The following is a 16,113-nucleotide window of genomic DNA, read 5'->3' on the forward strand; positions in this document are numbered from 1 at the left end:
ATCCGCGGATGACGGTCGTCATCATCACCCGCAACCGGTGCGGCGAGCTGCTCCACGTGCTGGGGCGGATGACGTCCGTGCCGGAGCGCCCGCCGATCATCGTCATGGACAACGGGTCGACGGACGGCACCGCGTCCGCCGTCGCCGATGCGTTCCCGCAGGTCGAGGTCACCGCGCTGCGCGACAACCTCGGCGCGGTCGCCCGCAACCTCGCCGTCGAGCGCGTCACCACGCCCTACGTCGCGTTCTGCGACGACGACACCTGGTGGGAGCCGGGGTCGCTGGCCCGCGCCGCCGACCACCTCGACGCCCATCCGTCGGTGGCGTCGGTGACGGCGCTGATCCGCGTCGAGCCGGACGGCGCCGAGGACCCCATCACGCCCGAGCTGCGGCACTCGCCCGTCCCCGGCCCCGACAGCCTGCCCGGCCCCGCGCTGCTCGGCATCCTCGCGGGCGCGTCGATGCTGCGCGTGTCGGCGTTCCGGGAGGCGGGCGGGTTCTCCGAACGGCTCGGCTTCGGCGGCGAGGAGGAACTGCTCAGCCTCGACCTCGCGGCGGCGGACTGGTGGCTGTGCTTCACCGAGGACGTCGTCGTGCACCACGCGGCGTCGACCGTCCGGGACCCGCGCAGCCGCCGCCGGCGCGGCATCCGCAACACGCTCTGGACGACCTGGCTGCGGCGGCCCGGCCTGGACGCCGTCCGCCGCACCGGGACGCTCCTGCGCTCGGTGCCGCGCGACACGGCGAGCGCGGCGGCCGTCGCCGAGGCCGTGCGGGGCCTGCCGTGGGTGCTGCGCGAGCGGCGGCCCGTCCCCGCGCGCGTGGCGTTCGGACTGCGGCTGCTGGAGGACGCCCAGCGGCGCTCACCCGCGCGCCGGTACGTCGGCTGACGCGTCGAGCAGCGCGGACGCGGCGGCCAGCACCTCCGGCACGGTGATCGCGAGCAGGCGCGGGTCGGGGTCGGCGCCGTGCGGGTCGCCCGGACGTCCCGCCGCGCCGCCCTTCCACAGGACCTTGTGCCGGGGGAGGTCCGGCGGCCCCCACAGCGCGGGGGACACCGGGCCGAACAGCGTCACCGACGGGGTGCCGCACGCCGTCGCCAGATGCGCCACGCCGGTGTCGCCGCAGATCACGAGGTTCGCGGCGGCGACGGTGGCGGCGAGGTCGGCGAGGTCCGCGTCGGCGAGTACGTCCAGGCCGTCCGCGACCTGGGCCGCGAGCGCGCGTTCGGCGTCCCCGCCGGTGACCAGGACGCGGTGGCCCGCGTCGGCGAGAGCTGCGGCGACGGTCGCGAACCGCTCGGGCGGCCAGCGGCGGCTGCCCGACGCGGCGCCCGGATGGACGATCGCCGCGGGCTCCGCGCCGGGCGGCGGCGACAGGCCGAGCGCGGACGGGTCGGCCGGGATGCCGTTCAGCTCCAGCAGACGGCACCAGCGCGCGACCTCGTGCTCGTCCTCGTCCCACTCGGGGCCGTAGACGATCGTCCGGTCCGCGCCCAGCGCCTCGACGATCCGGTGGCTGGCGGGGCCGTTGCCGTGCAGGTCGATCGCGACGTCCGGCGGCGGGCCGTCCCAGGGGACCGGCGCCAGCTCGGCCGTGGGCAGCAGCCGGTCGAGCCCGTCGCACAGCGCGGCCAGCGGCGCGAGCGCGGCGGGCGCGGCGAGGACGATCTCGTGCCCCGGGAACGCCGCCCGCACGGCCCGGTAGGCGGGCACGCCGGTGAGGAAGTCCCCGAGCCCGAGCGCCCGCAGCAGCAGGACGCGTCTCACTGCGCCGCCGCCGGGAGGATCGCCTCCCAGTCGGCGAGGAACCGGTCCAGGCCGTAGCGGGAGAGGGCGGCGCGGCGCGCGGCGGCGCCGCGTTCGGCGGCCTCGGCCGGGTCGGCGAGCAGGCGGGCGACGGCGTCGCGCAGCACCGCGCGGTCGGTGGACACGACGCCCGCGTCCGGCGGGACGGCCTCGGCGACCTCGGTCGTCCCGAACGCCACGACCGGCATCCCGAGGTGCATGGCTTCGAGCAGCGACAGGCCGAGCGACGTCCACCGCACCGGGTGCAGGTAGACGCGGCGGCGCGCCAGCTCGGCGTGCATCCGGTCCTGCGGCAGATCCTCGAACGCCTGGGCGCCGGGCAGGCCGAGGCGTTCGGGGACGTCCGCCACGCCCATCCCGAACACGTCCAGCGGCCCGGCTTCGGCGAAGTAGGGGAGCAGGTCGGCGCCGACGTAGCGGCCCCGGCGCAGCGGCTCGTTGGTGACGACGGCCGTCCGCGCCAGCTCGCCCGTCCACAGCGCGCCGGGATCGACGATGCCGTGCTCGACCACGCGGGTCGGCGTGCTCCCGCAGTCCCACAGCAGGTCGTTGAAGTGGGTGACGTGGACGACGAGCGCGTCCGGCCGGTCGGCGAGCGGGTGGCGGGTCAGCGGGACGTCGCCGTCGGGCGCGTTGTGCTCCAGGTAGACGAGGGGAAGATCGCGTCCGGTCCACTTCCGGGCCAGCTCGGGCTCGTGCGGACGCTGCGCGATGACGATGTCCACGTCCAGGTCGCGCAGCTCGTCCGGCGACACCTCCTTCACCGTGCCGGGCCACTCCCACGTGCGGGCGCGGCCCAGCCCGTCCGGCCCCCGCTCGGGCGTGACCGGCACGAGATAGGTGTGCGGCCCCTGCACGAACGCGGTCGTCCAAGAGCCGTGGACATGCCAGATCAGAATGTTCATGAGGCGGTCTCCGCGATCAGTTTCTCGACGGCGTCGGCCGCGTCGGCGGCGGTGACGCTCGTGAGGCAGGGATGGCCGGGGACGGGGCAGTCGCGGGCGCGGGTGTCGCGGCACGCGGCGCGCTGGTCGCCGAGCAGCACGTGCGGGACGCCGTAGGGCCCCCACCGCGCCGCCGGGACGACCGGCGAGAACAGCGACACCACCGGCGCCCCGACCGCCGCCGCCAGGTGCGCGGGGCCGGTGTTGCCGGTGATCACCGCGTCCGCGCCCGCGAACACGGCCGCGAGGCTCGGCCAGTCGGTGCGCCCGCCGAGGTCGGTGCCGAGGCGGCCCGCGACCAGGGTCGTCAGCGCGCGCTCGTCCGGGCCGCCCGTCACGACCGGGCGCAGGCCGCGCGCGGCCAGCTCGCCGACCGTCTCGGCGCACCGCTCGGCGGGCCAGCGCCGCGACCGCACCGACGCGCCGGGATGGACGATCACGTACGGGCCGTCCCCGGCGAGCGCGGCGACGTCGGGCAGCGGACGCCGCACCGCGAGCCGTCCGTCGTCGCCGGGCGGCGGCGGGAACCCGGCCGCCGCCGCGAGCGCCAGCGCCCGTTCGGGCTCGGGCAGGTCGGGGTCGCCGCGCAGCCGGACGTCCAGCAGCGAGCCCGGATGGTCCACGCTGATGCCCGCGATGCGCCCGACGCCCGCCATCCGCAGCAGCAGCGCGGCGGGCAGCGGCGACTGGTGGAACGACGTCAGGATCACCGCGTCGGTGAACCGGCTCGCGGCGAGGCGGCGGACGAGCGCGTCGGTCGCCGGGCCGTCGAACGCGGGCGGGACGAACCCCGACCACGGCGCGTCGTAGACCACGACGTCGCCGACGCCGGGCAGCAGCCGTCCCGCCGCCGCGCCCTGCGGACCGGCCAGCAGCGTCACCGGGCCGCACCGCGCCGCGACGGCGCGGATCGCCGGCCCGGCCAGCAGCACGTCGCCCGCGTTGTCGAGCCGGACGACGAGCGCGGTCACGCGTCCTGCCAGAGGCCGGCGCGGGCACCGTCCAGCAGCAGCGCGACGGCCGCGCCGAGGTCGGCGGCGCGGCGCGCGCCGGTCAGCTCGCCGGGCAGCGTCCGCGCGGTCGGGACCAGCACCGCACGCGCCCCCGCGGCGTGCGCGGCGGCCACGTCCCCGCCGATGTCCCCGATCACCGCGCACTCGTGCGGCGCGGCGCCGAGCCGTCCGGCGGCGCGCAGCACCAGGCCCGGCGCGGGCTTGCGGCACGAGCAGCCGTCGCCGGGGCCGTGCGGGCAGATCTCCCACGCGTCGAACGGGCCGAGCAGTTCCTCGGTGCGCCGGTTGACGGCGTGCGCCTGCGCGGCGGTCAGCAGCCCCCGCGCGATGCCCGACTGGTTGCTGACGACCCCGATCCGCAGGCCGCGCGCGCGGGCGGCGTCCAGCGCCTCGCGCGCCCCCGGCATCGGCTCGACCAGCGCCGGGTCGCCGTTGTAGGGGACGTCGCGGATCAGCGTGTCGTCCCGGTCGAACAGCAGGACGCGCGGTTCGGGCGGCCACGGCCGGGCGGCGCGCGCCGCGAGCGTCCCGCGCGCCCAGTGCCACACGGCGGCGGGCGGGATCGCGGCGCTCGTCGCGAGCATCGCCGCGATCTCGCGGGCGGTGCGCGGGCCGGGCGCGATGCGGGCGGCGGCGAACTCCCCGACGCCCGCCGCCGTCAGCGCGCCGAGCAGCGCGGCGGCGCGGCGGTGCCCGGTCAGCGCCAGCGTCAGCGCGGACGCGCCCGCCGCGACGATCCCGAGATGCCGCGACCGGCGGCCCGGCGTCTCCCCGGCGCGCTCGTACCAGTCCGCGCCGTGCAGCCGCCGCATCAGCGCGTCGTCGGCGTTGCCGCGCTGCGCCCGCAGGCTCGCCCACGGCCCCGCCGGACGGACGGGGTGCTCGGTGCGCCGGATGCCCGTCTCCAGCCGCCACCCGTCGGCGAGGACGCGCAGCGCGAGGTCGGCGTCCTCCCGGAACGCGCGCGGGAACCGCTCGTCGAACCCGCCGGTCTCGATCAGCGCCGCCCGCCGGTACGCCATGTCGGCGGTGATCCAGCGGGCGGACGCGAGCCCGGCCGTGCCGCGCTCCCAGTCGGTCGGCGGACGGTCCCGCGGCAGCGGCACGCTGACGTCGCCCTGAACCCCGCCGACGTCGCGCGCCGCCGACTCCAGATCGGCGGCCAGCTCGTCGCGCCAGCCGGGACCGACGCGGACGTCGTCGTCCAGGAACACGACCCACGGCGTCCGCGTCCGCCGCCAGCCGAGGTTGCGCGCCCCCGCCGGCCCGACCCCGCCGGACGCGACGATCTCCGTCCGGTCGGCGAGCGCCTCGGGCACCTTCGGCGCCGCGTGCGGCCCGCCCGGACGGTCGTCCACCAGCACGATCTTCTCCGGCGCGGGCCCGAGCGCGGCGGCCAGCGACTCCAGCGCCGCCCGCAGACACGGCCGCGCCAACGTCGGCATCACCACCGAATACCCGCTCACGGGCGCCTCACGGTGAACGGACCGATGGCGAGGAGGTCGACGGGGCTGGAGCCGAAGCACTCCAGCGCGTCGCGAACGTCGTCGACCATCGGGCGGCCCGCCGTGTTCAGGCTCGTGTTGACGACGACGGGCAGGTCCGTGCGGCGCTCGAACGCGTCCAGCATCCGGGCGACCAGCGGCTCGTGCGCCGGGTCGACGGTCTGCACGCGCGCCGTCCCGTCCACGTGGACGACGGCCGGGATCCGGTCCTGCCAGGCCGGCGCGACGTCGTGGACGAACAGCATGTACGGGCTCGGGTGCGGCCCCCGCGTGAAGATCTCCTCGGCACGGTCCAGGCGGACCATCGGCGCGACCGGGCGGAAGCTCTCCCGCCCCTTCACGTCGTTCATCCGGTCCAGGTTCGCGCGGCGGCCCGGATGCGCCAGCAGTGACCGGTGCCCGAGCGCGCGCGGCCCGAACTCCGAGCGGCCCTGGAACCACGCGACGATCCCGTCGGCGGCCAGCGCCTCGGCGACCTCCTCGGCGACGTCGGCGGGCCGTTCGTAGGGGACGCGCGCGGTCCGCAGCATCGCCTCGATCTCCTCGTCGGCGAACCCGCGGCCGAGGTCGGCGCCGGTCATGAACCAGGCGGGCTCGTCCAGCGCGTGCGCGACGTGCAGGCCCGCGCCGAGCGCCGTCCCCGCGTCGCCCGCGGCGGGCTGCACCCACACCTGCTCGAACGGCCCCTCACGCGCGAGGACGGAGTTCGCGACGCAGTTCAGCGCCGTTCCCCCCGCCATCGTCAGCATGGACTCGCCGGTGCGTTCGTGCAGGTCGAAGGCCAGCTCGATGAGCACCTCCTCCAGCCGCCGCTGCACGCTCGCGGCCAGGTCGGCGTGCGCGTCGCCCCACGGCGCGTCGCCGGGCGGCGGCGCCAGCTCGCCCCAGTCGACCGGCTCGGTCACGAAGCCCCCGTCGCCCGTGACCCGGATCTTGGAGCGCAGCAGGTCGAGATGGCGCGGCTTCCCGTAGGACGCCAGCGCCATCACCTTGTACTCGTCGGACGAGCGCAGGAACCCCAGATGTTCGGTCAGGTCCTCGTACAGGAGCCCGAGCGAGTGCGGCAGCTCCTGCGTCGAGTGGACCTCCAGGTCCCCGTCGCGGTAGTGGCCGGACAGATGGGAGTGGCGTTCACCGCGCCCGTCCGACACGAGCACCGCGCTCGACCGCGCGGGCGCCGCCAGCCCCGCCGACGCGGCGTGCGCGACGTGGTGCGGGACGAACCGAACTTTTGCCGGATCCAGCCCCGGCAGCGCGTCGGCGAGGAAGCTCGGCGCCTCGTGCGCGTAGGTCGTCCGCAGGTGGTCCCACGGGTCGAACAGGCCCATCTCCTCGGCGGGGCGGGTCAGGTCCGGGTCGTAGGAGAAACCGACCGCGTCGACGTCGGCGGGCGTCAGCCCCGCCTGCTCCAGGCACCACCGGGCCGACAGGACGGGCTGCTCCCACGCGGCGAACGGGACCGGCCGCTTGCCGTGCTTGCGGCGGCTGAACCGCTCCTCCTCCGCCGCAGCGACGACCTCGCCGTCCACGACGAGCGCGGCGGCCGGATCATGGAAGATCGCGTTGATTCCGAGCACACGCAACTGGCGTCTCCTCCCTCACCTACGTGATCGCGCCCCTCCCCGGCCGTGACCTGGCGAAACATGGCGGCCGACGTGCGTCCCCGGCGCCCGGGCGGGTAACCGACGGTCCATGCGAGTCCTGATGACCGGGTGGTTCAGCTTCCTGAACGGCGAAGCGACGGCGGGCGACGTCCTCGCGCTCGCCGCCGTCCGCGACCGGCTCGACGCCGACGGCGTCGCGTGCGACACGGCGTGGAGCCCGGTGTTCCGTCCGGGCGCGCTCACGCTGGACGACGCCGACCCCGGCGACTACACGCACGTGGTGTTCGCGTGCGGCCCGCTGCACGGCCCCGACATCGCGGCGCTGCACGAGCGGTTCGCGCACTGCCGCCGCATCGCGGTCGGGGTGTCGGTGCTCGACCCGGACGACCCCGCCGCCGCCGGCTTCCACACGATCCTCGCCCGGGACGGCCTGGACGGCGTCCGGCCCGACCTCGCGACCGTCCCGCCGATCGCGTCCGTGCCGGTCGTCGGCGTCGTGCTGTCGCTCGGCCAGGGCGAGTACGGCGCGCGGCGGCGGCACGAGGACGTCGCCGACCGCATCACCGGCTGGCTCGCCGAGATCGACTGCGCCCGCCTCCCGATGGACACCCGCCTCGACAGCGCCGACTGGCGGCTCCCCGCCACCGCCGGGCAGCTCGTCGCGGCCCTCGCGCGGCTGGACGTCGTCGTCACGACGCGGCTGCACGGGCTCGTCCTCGGGCTGCGCGCCGGGACGCCCGTCCTCGCCGTCGACCCCGTCGCCGACGGCGGCAAGGTCACGGCGCAGGCGGCGGCGCTCGGCTGGCCCGCCGTGCTGTCGGCCGCCGACGTCCTCGCCCCCGGCGGCGCCGACCGGCTCGCCGACCTGTGGGCCTGGTGCCTGTCGGGACGCGGCCAGACCGCCGCGCGGATCTTCTCGCCCGCGCCGAACCCGTTGCTCCCCGCACTCGACGATGCGCTGCGTAGCCAGTCGTAGCGCGAACCGTGTTTGAGTCGTCGCGGCCCCGGCTAGGTGGTCGCCGCACGCAGAACCGCGTGCCGTCGCAGGTACGGAGGACAGCGTGATCATCCATATGGTGTCCGAACACGCCAGCCCGCTGGCGCCGCTCGGCGGGGCCGACGCGGGCGGGCAGAACGTCCACGTCGCCGCGCTCGCCCGCGCGCTCGCCGCCCGCGGGCACCACGTCCGGGTGTTCACCCGGCGTGACGACCCCGACCTGCCCGTCGAGGTCACCCCGGCCGGGGGCGTGGTCGTCGAGCACGTGGACGCCGGGCCGCCCGAACCGGTCCCGAAGGACGACCTGCTCCCGTACATGCGGGAGTTCGGCGCACGGCTGCGGGAGCGCTGGCGCGCCGGACGTCCCGACCTCGTCCACGGGCACTTCTGGATGAGCGGGCTCGCCGCGCTGGCCGGCGCCCGGGACCTCGGGATCCCGGTCGCGCAGACCTTCCACGCGCTCGGCGTCGTCAAGCGCCGCCACCAGGCCGAGGCCGACACGAGCCCGGCCGAGCGGTCGGTGCTCGAACCGCGCGTGGCGCGCGAGGCCGACATGGTGATCGCGACGTCGTCGTCGGAGCTGCCCGACCTGCGGACGTTCGGGGTGGACGACGAGCGCGTCCGGATCGTGCCGTGCGGGGTGGACACCGACCGGTTCCGTCCGGACGGCCCGTCGCTCGCCCGGCCGTCGCGGCCCCACGTCCTCAGCATCGGCCGGCTCGTCCCGCGCAAGGGCGTCGCGACGATCGTCGAGGCGCTCGCCCAGGTCCCCGACGCCGAACTGGTGATCGCGGGCGGGCCCGCGGCGGGCGGCCTGGACACCGACCCGGAGGCGCAGCGCCTCGCGGCACTGGCGGAACGTTCCAACGTCGCCGACCGCGTCGTGTTCCTCGGCGCCGTCCCGCACGACCAGGTGCCCGCGCTCATGCGCGCCGCCGACGTCATCGTCAGCGCGCCCTGGTACGAGCCGTTCGGGATCGTGCCGGTCGAGGCGATGGCGTGCGGGACGCCGATCGTCGCGTCCGCCGTCGGCGGCCACCTCGACACCGTCCTGGACGGGACCACCGGCCTGCTCGTCCCGCCGCGCGACCCGGCCGCGCTCGCCGCGCGGCTGCGGACGCTGCTCGCCGACGAGCACCGCCGCACCGCGCTCGGCCACACCGGCGCCGCGCACGCCCGCGCCCGGTTCTGCTGGTCGGAGATCGCGGCGCGCACCGAGGCGGCCTACACCGAACTCATCGCGGGCCGCGTCGCGCGCCCCGCGTACGCGCTGGCGCAGGGAGGCTGACATGGGCATGGAGAACCATCTGCACGACCTCGCGCAGGCCCTTGTGGACTTCCGCGCGGACGCCGCCGTCCTGGACCGCTGGGGCCGCGACCTCGCCGGCCTGCTCGACGCGGGCGGACGCCTGCTGGCCTGCGGCAACGGCGGCAGCGCCGCGCAGGCGCAGCACCTCACCGCCGAGCTGGTCGGCCGCTACGACGGCGAGCGTCAGCCGTTCCCCGCCGTGTCGCTGCACTGCGACACCTCGGCGGTCACCGCGATCGTCAACGACTACGGCGCCGACGAGCTGTTCGCCCGCCAGATCCGCGCGCACGGACGGCCCGGCGACGTGCTGGTGTGCCTGTCCACGAGCGGGTCCAGCGGGAACGTCCTCGCCGCCGCGCGCGCCGCCGCCGACCTCGGCGTCCGCACCTGGGCGCTGACCGGACCGGCCCCGAACCCGCTCGCCGCCGCGTGCGACGAGGCGGTCGCGGTCGACGCGCCGTCCACCGCGACCGTCCAGGAGATCCACCTGGTCGCGGTCCACATGATCTGCGAGTCGCTGGACGCGGCGGCGCGCACGCCCGCCGCCCGCCCGGTGGACGAGGCGGTGGCGTCGTGACGCGGCGCGGCGGCCCGCTCGTCGTCGTCGGCGACGCGTTCCTCGACATCGACCTGGACGGGACGTCCGAACGCCTCGCGCCGGACGCGCCCGTGCCGGTCGTGCAGGACGTCGCCGAGCACGTCCGCGCCGGGGGAGCGGGCCTGGCGGCCACCCTCGCCGCCGACCTGGAGCCCGGCGCGATCGTGCTGGTCGCGCCGGTCGCCGGGGACGCGCACGCCGCCCGGCTCCGCGCCGCGCTGCCCGGCCTCGTCCGGCTCGTGCCGCTGCCCGCGACGGGGGAGACGGTCCGCAAGGTCCGCGTCCGGTCCGGCGGGCGGCCGATCGTCCGCATCGACCACGGCGACGCCCGCGCCGCGCCCGGCCCGGTGCCCGGCGACGTCGCGGCGGCGCTCGCGTCGGCCGGCGCCATCCTCGTGTCGGACTACGGACGCGGAACCACCGCCCATCCCGGGATGCGGGAGCTGCTCGGCCGCCTGGCGCGGGAGATCCCGGTCGTCTGGGACCCGCATCCGGCGGGCGCGCCGCCGGTGCCGGGCGTCCGCGTCGCCACGCCGAACCAGCGGGAGGCGCGCGGGTTCGCCGCCGCGCTGCCCGCCGCCGCGTCCGCCGGGGAGCGCGCGACCGGCGAGCTGGACCGCGCCGCCGCCGACGCCGCCGCGCTCGTCGCCGAGTGGGGGACGGCGGGGATCGCGCTCACGATGGCCGAACGCGGCGCGCTGCTGTCGGTCGGCGAGGACGTGCCGCGCATCGTGCCCGTCCCGCCCGCCGCCGCGCCGTCCACCGGCGCCCCGCCCGACCCGTGCGGGGCCGGCGACTGCTTCGCCGCGACGGTCGCGCTCGCGCTGCGCGACGGCGCGCTGCTCGGCGACGCCGTCGCCGCGGGCGTCGAGCGGGCCTCGGCGTTCGTCGCGACCGGCTGCGCGACGCCGCGCCGACCGGGCGCCCGGGACGCCTGGGACGTCGTCCGCCGCACCCGCGAGCGCGGCGGCACCGTCGTCGCGACCGGCGGCTGCTTCGACCTGCTGCACGCCGGGCACGTCGAGCTGCTGCGCCAGGCGCGGGCGCTCGGCGACTGCCTGGTCGTGTGCCTGAACTCCGACGCGTCGGTCCGCGCGCTGAAGGGGCCGGGACGGCCGCTCGTCGCGCAGGACGACCGGGTGCGCGTCCTCGCCGCCCTCGACAGCGTCGACACCGTGATGGTCTTCGAGGAGGAGACGCCCGTGCGGATGATCGAACGGCTGCGGCCCGACGTCTGGGTCAAGGGCGGCGACTACTCGGCCGCCGAGATGCCCGAGACCGCCGTCGTGCGGCGCCTCGGCGGCGAGACGGTCCTGCTGCCCTACCTGGCGGGACGGTCCACGACGCGGATCGTGGAGCGCGCCGCCGTCCGGACCCGGGAGGACGCCCGATGACCGGTACCGAAGGACGCGCCGTCGTGACGGGCGGGGCCGGGTTCCTCGGCTCCCACCTGTGCGAACGGCTGCTGGAGAACGGCTACTCGGTCGTCTGCCTGGACAACTTCCTCACCGGCGACCCCGGCAACGTCGGGCACCTGATCGGCCGGCGCGGGTTCCGGCTCGTGGAGTGCGACCTGACGGAGTTCGTCCACATTCCGGGCGACGTCGACCTCGTCCTGCACTTCGCGTCGGCCGCGTCGCCGGTGGACTACCTGAAGCTGCCGCTGGAGACGCTCAAGGTCGGCGCGCTCGGGACGCTGCACGCGCTCGGCCTCGCCAAGGAGAAGGGCGCGCGGTTCGTCCTCGCGTCCACCAGCGAGGTCTACGGCGACCCGCTCCAGCACCCGCAGCGCGAGGACTACTGGGGCAACGTCAACCCGGTCGGGCCGCGCAGCGTGTACGACGAGGCCAAGCGGTACGCCGAGGCGCTGACGACCGCGTACCGCAACACGCACGGCATGGACACCGGCATCGTCCGGATCTTCAACACGTACGGGCCCCGGATGCGACCCCACGACGGCCGCGCGATCCCGACGTTCATCCGGCAGGCGCTCACCGGGCTGCCGCTGACCGTCGCCGGGGACGGCTCCCAGACGCGCTCGATCTGCTACGTGGACGACACCGTCGCCGGGATCCTCGCGATGGCCGCCAGCGCCGAGCCGGGCCCGATCAACATCGGCAACCCCGACGAGATGACCGTGCTGGCGCTGGCCGAGACGATCCGCGCCATCGCCGGGTCGGACTCGGAGATCGTCTTTGTGGAGCGTCCGGAGAACGACCCGGCGGTGCGCCGCCCGGACGGCACGCTCGCCGCGACCCGCCTCGGCTGGCGGCCGTCGGTCCCGAGCGACCGGGGCCTGCGCCGGACGGTCGACTGGTTCGCCGACCTGCTCGCCGTCACGGGCGAACGGGAGGAGGCCGCCGTCTGACATCGGGGTTGACCGTAGGGGCCCGAACCGCACCGAACGCGTGCCGGTCGTTGCTTACGGTCAAAGTACGTAGTTTTGCGGACGCTTTCCTTCGCCGGTGCTGCAAGGCTGGGGGCCACGGAACGCCGCGGGCGGCGGCGCACGCTAATGCTCCCTAAGTGAGGCGTCGTGAGATACGAGATCCTTGGTTCTCTGCGCGTGGCCGACGGAGAGGTCACGATCACCGCACCCAAGATCGAGGTCGTGCTGGCCACCCTGCTGATCCGCTCCGGCGAGGTCGTGTCGGTCGACCAGCTCGTCACCGAGGTGTGGGGCGGGGAGCCGCCGCAGCGCGCGACGGCGGCGCTGTACGTGTACGTGTCCCAGCTCCGCAAGCTGCTCCCGCGCGACGAGAGCGGCGCGCGTCCCATCGAGACCCGCTCGCCCGGCTACGTCCTGCGGGCCGACGAGGGGCAGCTCGACCTCCACCTGTTCCAGCGGCTCGTCCGCGAGAGCCGCGCCCACGTCCGCGCGGGCCGCTGGGACGAGGCCCGCGTCGGCCTGGAGGAGGCCCTCGGCCTCGCGCGCGGCCCCGCGCTCGCGACCCTGCCCGGCGGCCCGGTCATCAACGGGTTCGCGCGCTGGGTGGAGGAGGTGCGGCTGGAGTGCCAGGAGACCCTGGGCGAGATGAAGCTCCGCCTCGGCCGGCACCGCGAGATGGTCGGCGTCCTCAGCGGGCTCATCCGCGAGCACCCGCTGCACGAGCCGTTCTACGGCCAGCTCATGCTGGCGCTGTACCGCTGCGACCGGCGCGCGGACGCGCTCGGCGTCTACCAGACGGCCCGCGAGACGCTGAACCGCGAGCTGGGCCTGGACCCGGGCCGGGGGCTGCGCGAGATGCAGCGGTCGATCCTCGCCGCCGACGAGGTGCTGGACGTCCGTCCGGCCGTCTGACCGCCGCGAAGAACCCCGGGTCCGCGCGGGCCCGGGGTTCGCGCCGTCTACGCCGACCGGGCCAGCAGCCGCGCCAGCACCGCCCGCGAGCTGATGTTCAGCTTGCGGTAGATGCGGGTGAGGTGGACGTCGACCGTCCGCGGGCTCAGCGACAGCTCGGCCGCGATCTCCCGCGTCTTCAGCCCGGTCGCCGCGATCGTCGCGATCTGCCGCTCCCGCTCGGTGAGGGCCGACAGGTCGGGACCGCCGGACGGCGGCCCGTCGTCGGGCAGCCGGCTGAGCCAGCGCTCGGCCTCCTCCACCGCCCGCGCCGCGCCGTGCCGCCGCGCCAGGTTCTTCGCCGTCACCAGCAGGGCGGTCGCCTGCTCGCGGCGGCCGAGCCGGACGAGTTCGCACGCCGCCGTGATGAGCGACGCCGTCATCGCGTGGATCATCCCCGCCTCGCCGAACAGCTCCGCCGCGCGCTCGAACAGCCGCACGGCCTCGGCGAGGTCGCCGTCGGCGCGCCGCGCCAGGCCCTCCGCCAGCCGCGCGTAGGCGCTCGGCGCGGGCCGGCCGAGCCCGTCGGCGGCGCGGGCGGCCCGCTCCGCCCAGTCGGCGGTGGGGCGGCCCGCCTCCACCGACGACTTCAGAATGATCATGAAGACGAGCGGCCGGAGGAACACCGGGATCCGTGGGAGTTCCGGCCCCCGGCCCGCGTCCAGCAGCACCGTCACGCACCGCGCCGGATCGCCCGCCAGGCACACCGCCTGCGCCAGCGCCATCGACGCGCAGAACGCCCAGTAGAACGAGCCGGGCCGCATCGCGGCGAGCGCCCGTTCGGCCAGCTCCACCGGGACGGCCGCGTGCTCGGGCTCGGCGAGGCCCGCCGTCAGCGACTCCAGCGCCAGCGCCAGCCCCGTCAGGTACCCGGCGCCGGTCTGCTCGGCCAGCTCGCGGGACTTGGCGGCGGTGCGGCGCGCGTCGTCCAGGTCGCCGACGTGCCGCTGGACGTTCCCGAGCCCGAGCAGCAGGACCGGCAGGATGTGCTCCTGCCCCGACGTCCGGACGATCCGGATCCCGCGCAGGAAGTGCCGCTCGGCCCCCTGGAACTGCCCGGCCAGCGTCTCCGCCCAGCCGAGCATCGCGACGAACTCCGGATGCGGGGCCAGTTCGGCGTCCGACAGCCGGTCCAGGGCGGTGGCCGCCGCCGCGAGCGGCTCCCGGGTCCGTCCGGTGTCGGCGAACGTCGCGGCGAGCGCGCCGAGCACGAGCGCGCCGCTCTCGGCGACCCGGTCGCCGTGCCGCCGGGCCAGCCGCAGCGCCAGCTCGGCCCCGGCGGGGTCGGGCGCCCGGCCGTCGAACGCGCCGACCAGCCCGTGCTCGATGAGCAGCACCGCCGCCTCGCGCGGCGGCTCGGCGTCGCCCGCGATCCCGGCGACGCCGTCGGCGAGCAGCGCCAGCGCCTCGGCGAAGTTGCCGAGCAGGCACTCCACCAGCGCCCAGAACGCCACCGCCGACGCGCGCAGCGCCTTCTCCTCCGGCGGCAGGTCGCCCATCACGCGGTGCAGCAGGTCGCGGCTCTCGGCGAGCCGTCCCGCGCGGCCGAGCGCCTGCGCGCGCAGCACCCGCAGCTCGGTCCGCGTCCGGTCGTCGAGCAGGTCGTCGGAGAAGCCGTGCAGGGCGAGGTCGAGCCAGTGCGCGGCGCGGCCCGGGTCGGTCAGCAGCGCCTCGGCGGCGGCCTCGCGCAGGATCCGCAAGTGTTCCGGATCGGTCGGGGCGATGGCCCGTTCCACCTGGTCAGCGAGGGTGGCGGGCGGTGCGCCGTACTCGGCGAGGACCCGCGCGGCCGACCGGTGCGCCGAGCGCCGCCACGCCGACGCCGTCCCGTCGTAGACGACCTGGCGCAGCAGCCGGTGCCGGAACTCGAACTTCGACGCGCGCGCGGCGGGCCGCAGGATGTCGCGGGCGAGCAGGTCGTCCACCGCCGCCTCGACCTCGAAGCAGCGCAGGCCCGTCACCCCCGCGAGCAGCGTCGCGTCGCAGTGCTCGCCGAGGACCGCCGCCGCCGACGCGACGAGCGCCTCAGGACCGGCCAGCGACGTGACCTCGCCGAGCAGCAGCCCGGCGACGTGCGCGGGGACGCGCCCGCCCACCTCGCCCGCGAGCGCCGCGAGGTACAGCGGGACGCCGTGCGCCTCCAGATGCAGGTCCAGGACGCGCGGGTGGTCGGCGGGCATCCCGAGCAGGCGGCCCGACTCCTCCAGCGTCAGCGGCCCGAGTTCGATCTGGGTCACCGTGCCGAGTTCCACGCCGTGCGCGAGCGTGGCGCGCAGCCGGGGCGACGCCTGCCGGGGCCGGTGGACGATCACCAGCAGCAGCGGCGCCTCCAGCGGCCCGCGCACGAGCTGGTCGATCAGGTCGAGCGACTGGGGGTCGGCCCAGTGGACGTCCTCCAGGACGACCACCGCGCCGTCGCGGGCCGCGTGCTCCAGCACCGAGCGGACCGCGCCGCAGATCTGGAACCGCGACCGCTGCGGCACCCCGGCCGGGTCGACGGAGCCGCGCGCGAGCGCCTCGCCGACGACCGCGCGGTCCTCGGGGGGCGCGAGCAGCCGCCAGTCGCGCAGCGGCGGCTCGCCGAGCAGCAGCGCGACGGTCCGGTACGGGGTGCGGCGCTCGGCCGCGGTGCAGCGGACGTGCGCGATCGGCAGTCCCCGGCGCTCGGCGTCGCCCAGCATCTCGGCGAGCAGGCGCGTCTTGCCCGTGCCGGGGTCGCCGGTCAGCTCGACGATCCGGCCCTCGCCGAGGGCCAGCGCGTCCAGGGACGCGCGCAGCCGGCGCGCCTCGTCGTGCCGCACGGCACGCGGCCGGTCGCCGAGCACGGGTGTCGCATGGCCAGCCAAGAACGATTCCCTCCCGCTGTGATCCCCGAAGTGCGGTCGGTCTCCCTCATTCCCGTTCGGATGAGGAAATATTGCTACACGCAGCGCATATACGGTGTTACGTTCGCATTAAAAACGGATGGCGCCGGAAGGTGATCCCGGCGCGTCGC

The 16,113-nt window shown here is 76.5% G+C and carries 13 protein-coding genes; 7 read left to right on the forward strand and 6 right to left on the reverse strand.

Features of this window, described 5'->3' with window-relative positions; all coding sequences use genetic code 11:
• Positions 1-8 precede the first annotated feature (8 nt).
• Entirely contained in the window at positions 9-890 is an 882-nt protein-coding gene (locus tag GQ466_RS09135; protein ID WP_161102500.1) for a glycosyltransferase family 2 protein, read from the forward strand.
• On the opposite strand, the gene GQ466_RS09140 is transcribed toward GQ466_RS09135, so the two are convergent.
• The 5 genes from GQ466_RS09140 to GQ466_RS09160 are packed head-to-tail and all read right to left on the reverse strand — an operon-like array spanning position 864 to position 6,853.
• Positions 864-1,769, reverse strand: coding sequence for a glycosyltransferase family 9 protein (locus GQ466_RS09140; protein WP_161102248.1), 906 nt, complete (start codon positions 1,767-1,769; stop codon positions 864-866). The two genes, GQ466_RS09135 and GQ466_RS09140, sit on opposite strands and share 27 nt — an antisense overlap.
• Positions 1,766-2,713 (reverse strand): glycosyltransferase, encoded by a 948-nt coding sequence (locus GQ466_RS09145; protein WP_161102249.1) that lies wholly within the window; start codon positions 2,711-2,713, stop codon positions 1,766-1,768. Before GQ466_RS09145 ends, GQ466_RS09140 begins: the two co-directional genes overlap by 4 nt.
• On the reverse strand, positions 2,710-3,723 hold the full coding sequence (locus tag GQ466_RS09150) for a glycosyltransferase family 9 protein (protein ID WP_161102250.1): 1,014 nt from the start codon (positions 3,721-3,723) through the stop codon (positions 2,710-2,712). The genes GQ466_RS09145 and GQ466_RS09150 overlap by 4 nt, the downstream gene beginning before the upstream one ends.
• A complete protein-coding gene (locus GQ466_RS09155; protein ID WP_161102501.1) occupies positions 3,720-5,210 on the reverse strand; it encodes an HAD-IIIA family hydrolase in 1,491 nt (496 codons plus the stop codon). Before GQ466_RS09155 ends, GQ466_RS09150 begins: the two co-directional genes overlap by 4 nt.
• A 17-nt stretch (positions 5,211-5,227) precedes the next feature.
• Positions 5,228-6,853 carry a carbamoyltransferase family protein gene (locus GQ466_RS09160; RefSeq protein WP_161102251.1) on the reverse strand — a complete coding sequence of 542 codons (1,626 nt, stop codon included), beginning with the start codon at positions 6,851-6,853 and terminating at the stop codon, positions 5,228-5,230.
• Positions 6,854-6,962: 109 nt separating this feature from the next.
• On the opposite strand from GQ466_RS09160, the gene GQ466_RS09165 reads away from it, so the two are divergent.
• The 6 genes from GQ466_RS09165 to GQ466_RS09190 all read left to right on the forward strand — a co-directional run bounded on the left by GQ466_RS09165 (position 6,963) and on the right by GQ466_RS09190 (position 13,079).
• Positions 6,963-7,850, forward strand: coding sequence for a polysaccharide pyruvyl transferase family protein (locus GQ466_RS09165; protein WP_161102252.1), 888 nt, complete (start codon positions 6,963-6,965; stop codon positions 7,848-7,850).
• An 85-nt stretch (positions 7,851-7,935) separates the two neighbouring features.
• Entirely contained in the window at positions 7,936-9,159 is a 1,224-nt protein-coding gene (locus GQ466_RS09170; protein ID WP_337193385.1) for a glycosyltransferase, read from the forward strand.
• 7 nt (positions 9,160-9,166) lie between these two features.
• Positions 9,167-9,757 carry a D-sedoheptulose-7-phosphate isomerase gene (locus tag GQ466_RS09175; protein ID WP_161102503.1) on the forward strand — a complete coding sequence of 197 codons (591 nt, stop codon included), beginning with the start codon at positions 9,167-9,169 and terminating at the stop codon, positions 9,755-9,757.
• Positions 9,754-11,172, forward strand: coding sequence for a D-glycero-beta-D-manno-heptose 1-phosphate adenylyltransferase (gene rfaE2, locus GQ466_RS09180; protein ID WP_161102253.1), 1,419 nt, complete (start codon positions 9,754-9,756; stop codon positions 11,170-11,172). The genes GQ466_RS09175 and rfaE2 overlap by 4 nt, the downstream gene beginning before the upstream one ends.
• The gene (locus GQ466_RS09185; RefSeq protein ID WP_161102254.1) at positions 11,169-12,146 is read left to right on the forward strand and encodes a UDP-glucuronic acid decarboxylase family protein; all 978 of its coding nucleotides are present in this window, start codon (positions 11,169-11,171) and stop codon (positions 12,144-12,146) included. Before rfaE2 ends, GQ466_RS09185 begins: the two co-directional genes overlap by 4 nt.
• Before the next feature lie 168 nt (positions 12,147-12,314).
• Positions 12,315-13,079, forward strand: coding sequence for a BTAD domain-containing putative transcriptional regulator (locus tag GQ466_RS09190; RefSeq protein ID WP_161102255.1), 765 nt, complete (start codon positions 12,315-12,317; stop codon positions 13,077-13,079).
• A gap of 47 nt (positions 13,080-13,126) precedes the next feature.
• On the opposite strand, the gene GQ466_RS09195 is transcribed toward GQ466_RS09190, so the two are convergent.
• Entirely contained in the window at positions 13,127-15,964 is a 2,838-nt protein-coding gene (locus GQ466_RS09195) for a helix-turn-helix transcriptional regulator (protein WP_161102256.1), read from the reverse strand.
• Between the last annotated feature and the right edge of the window lie 149 nt (positions 15,965-16,113).

The organism is Actinomadura rayongensis (assembly GCF_009831215.1).
Lineage (GTDB): Bacteria > Actinomycetota > Actinomycetes > Streptosporangiales > Streptosporangiaceae > Spirillospora > Spirillospora rayongensis.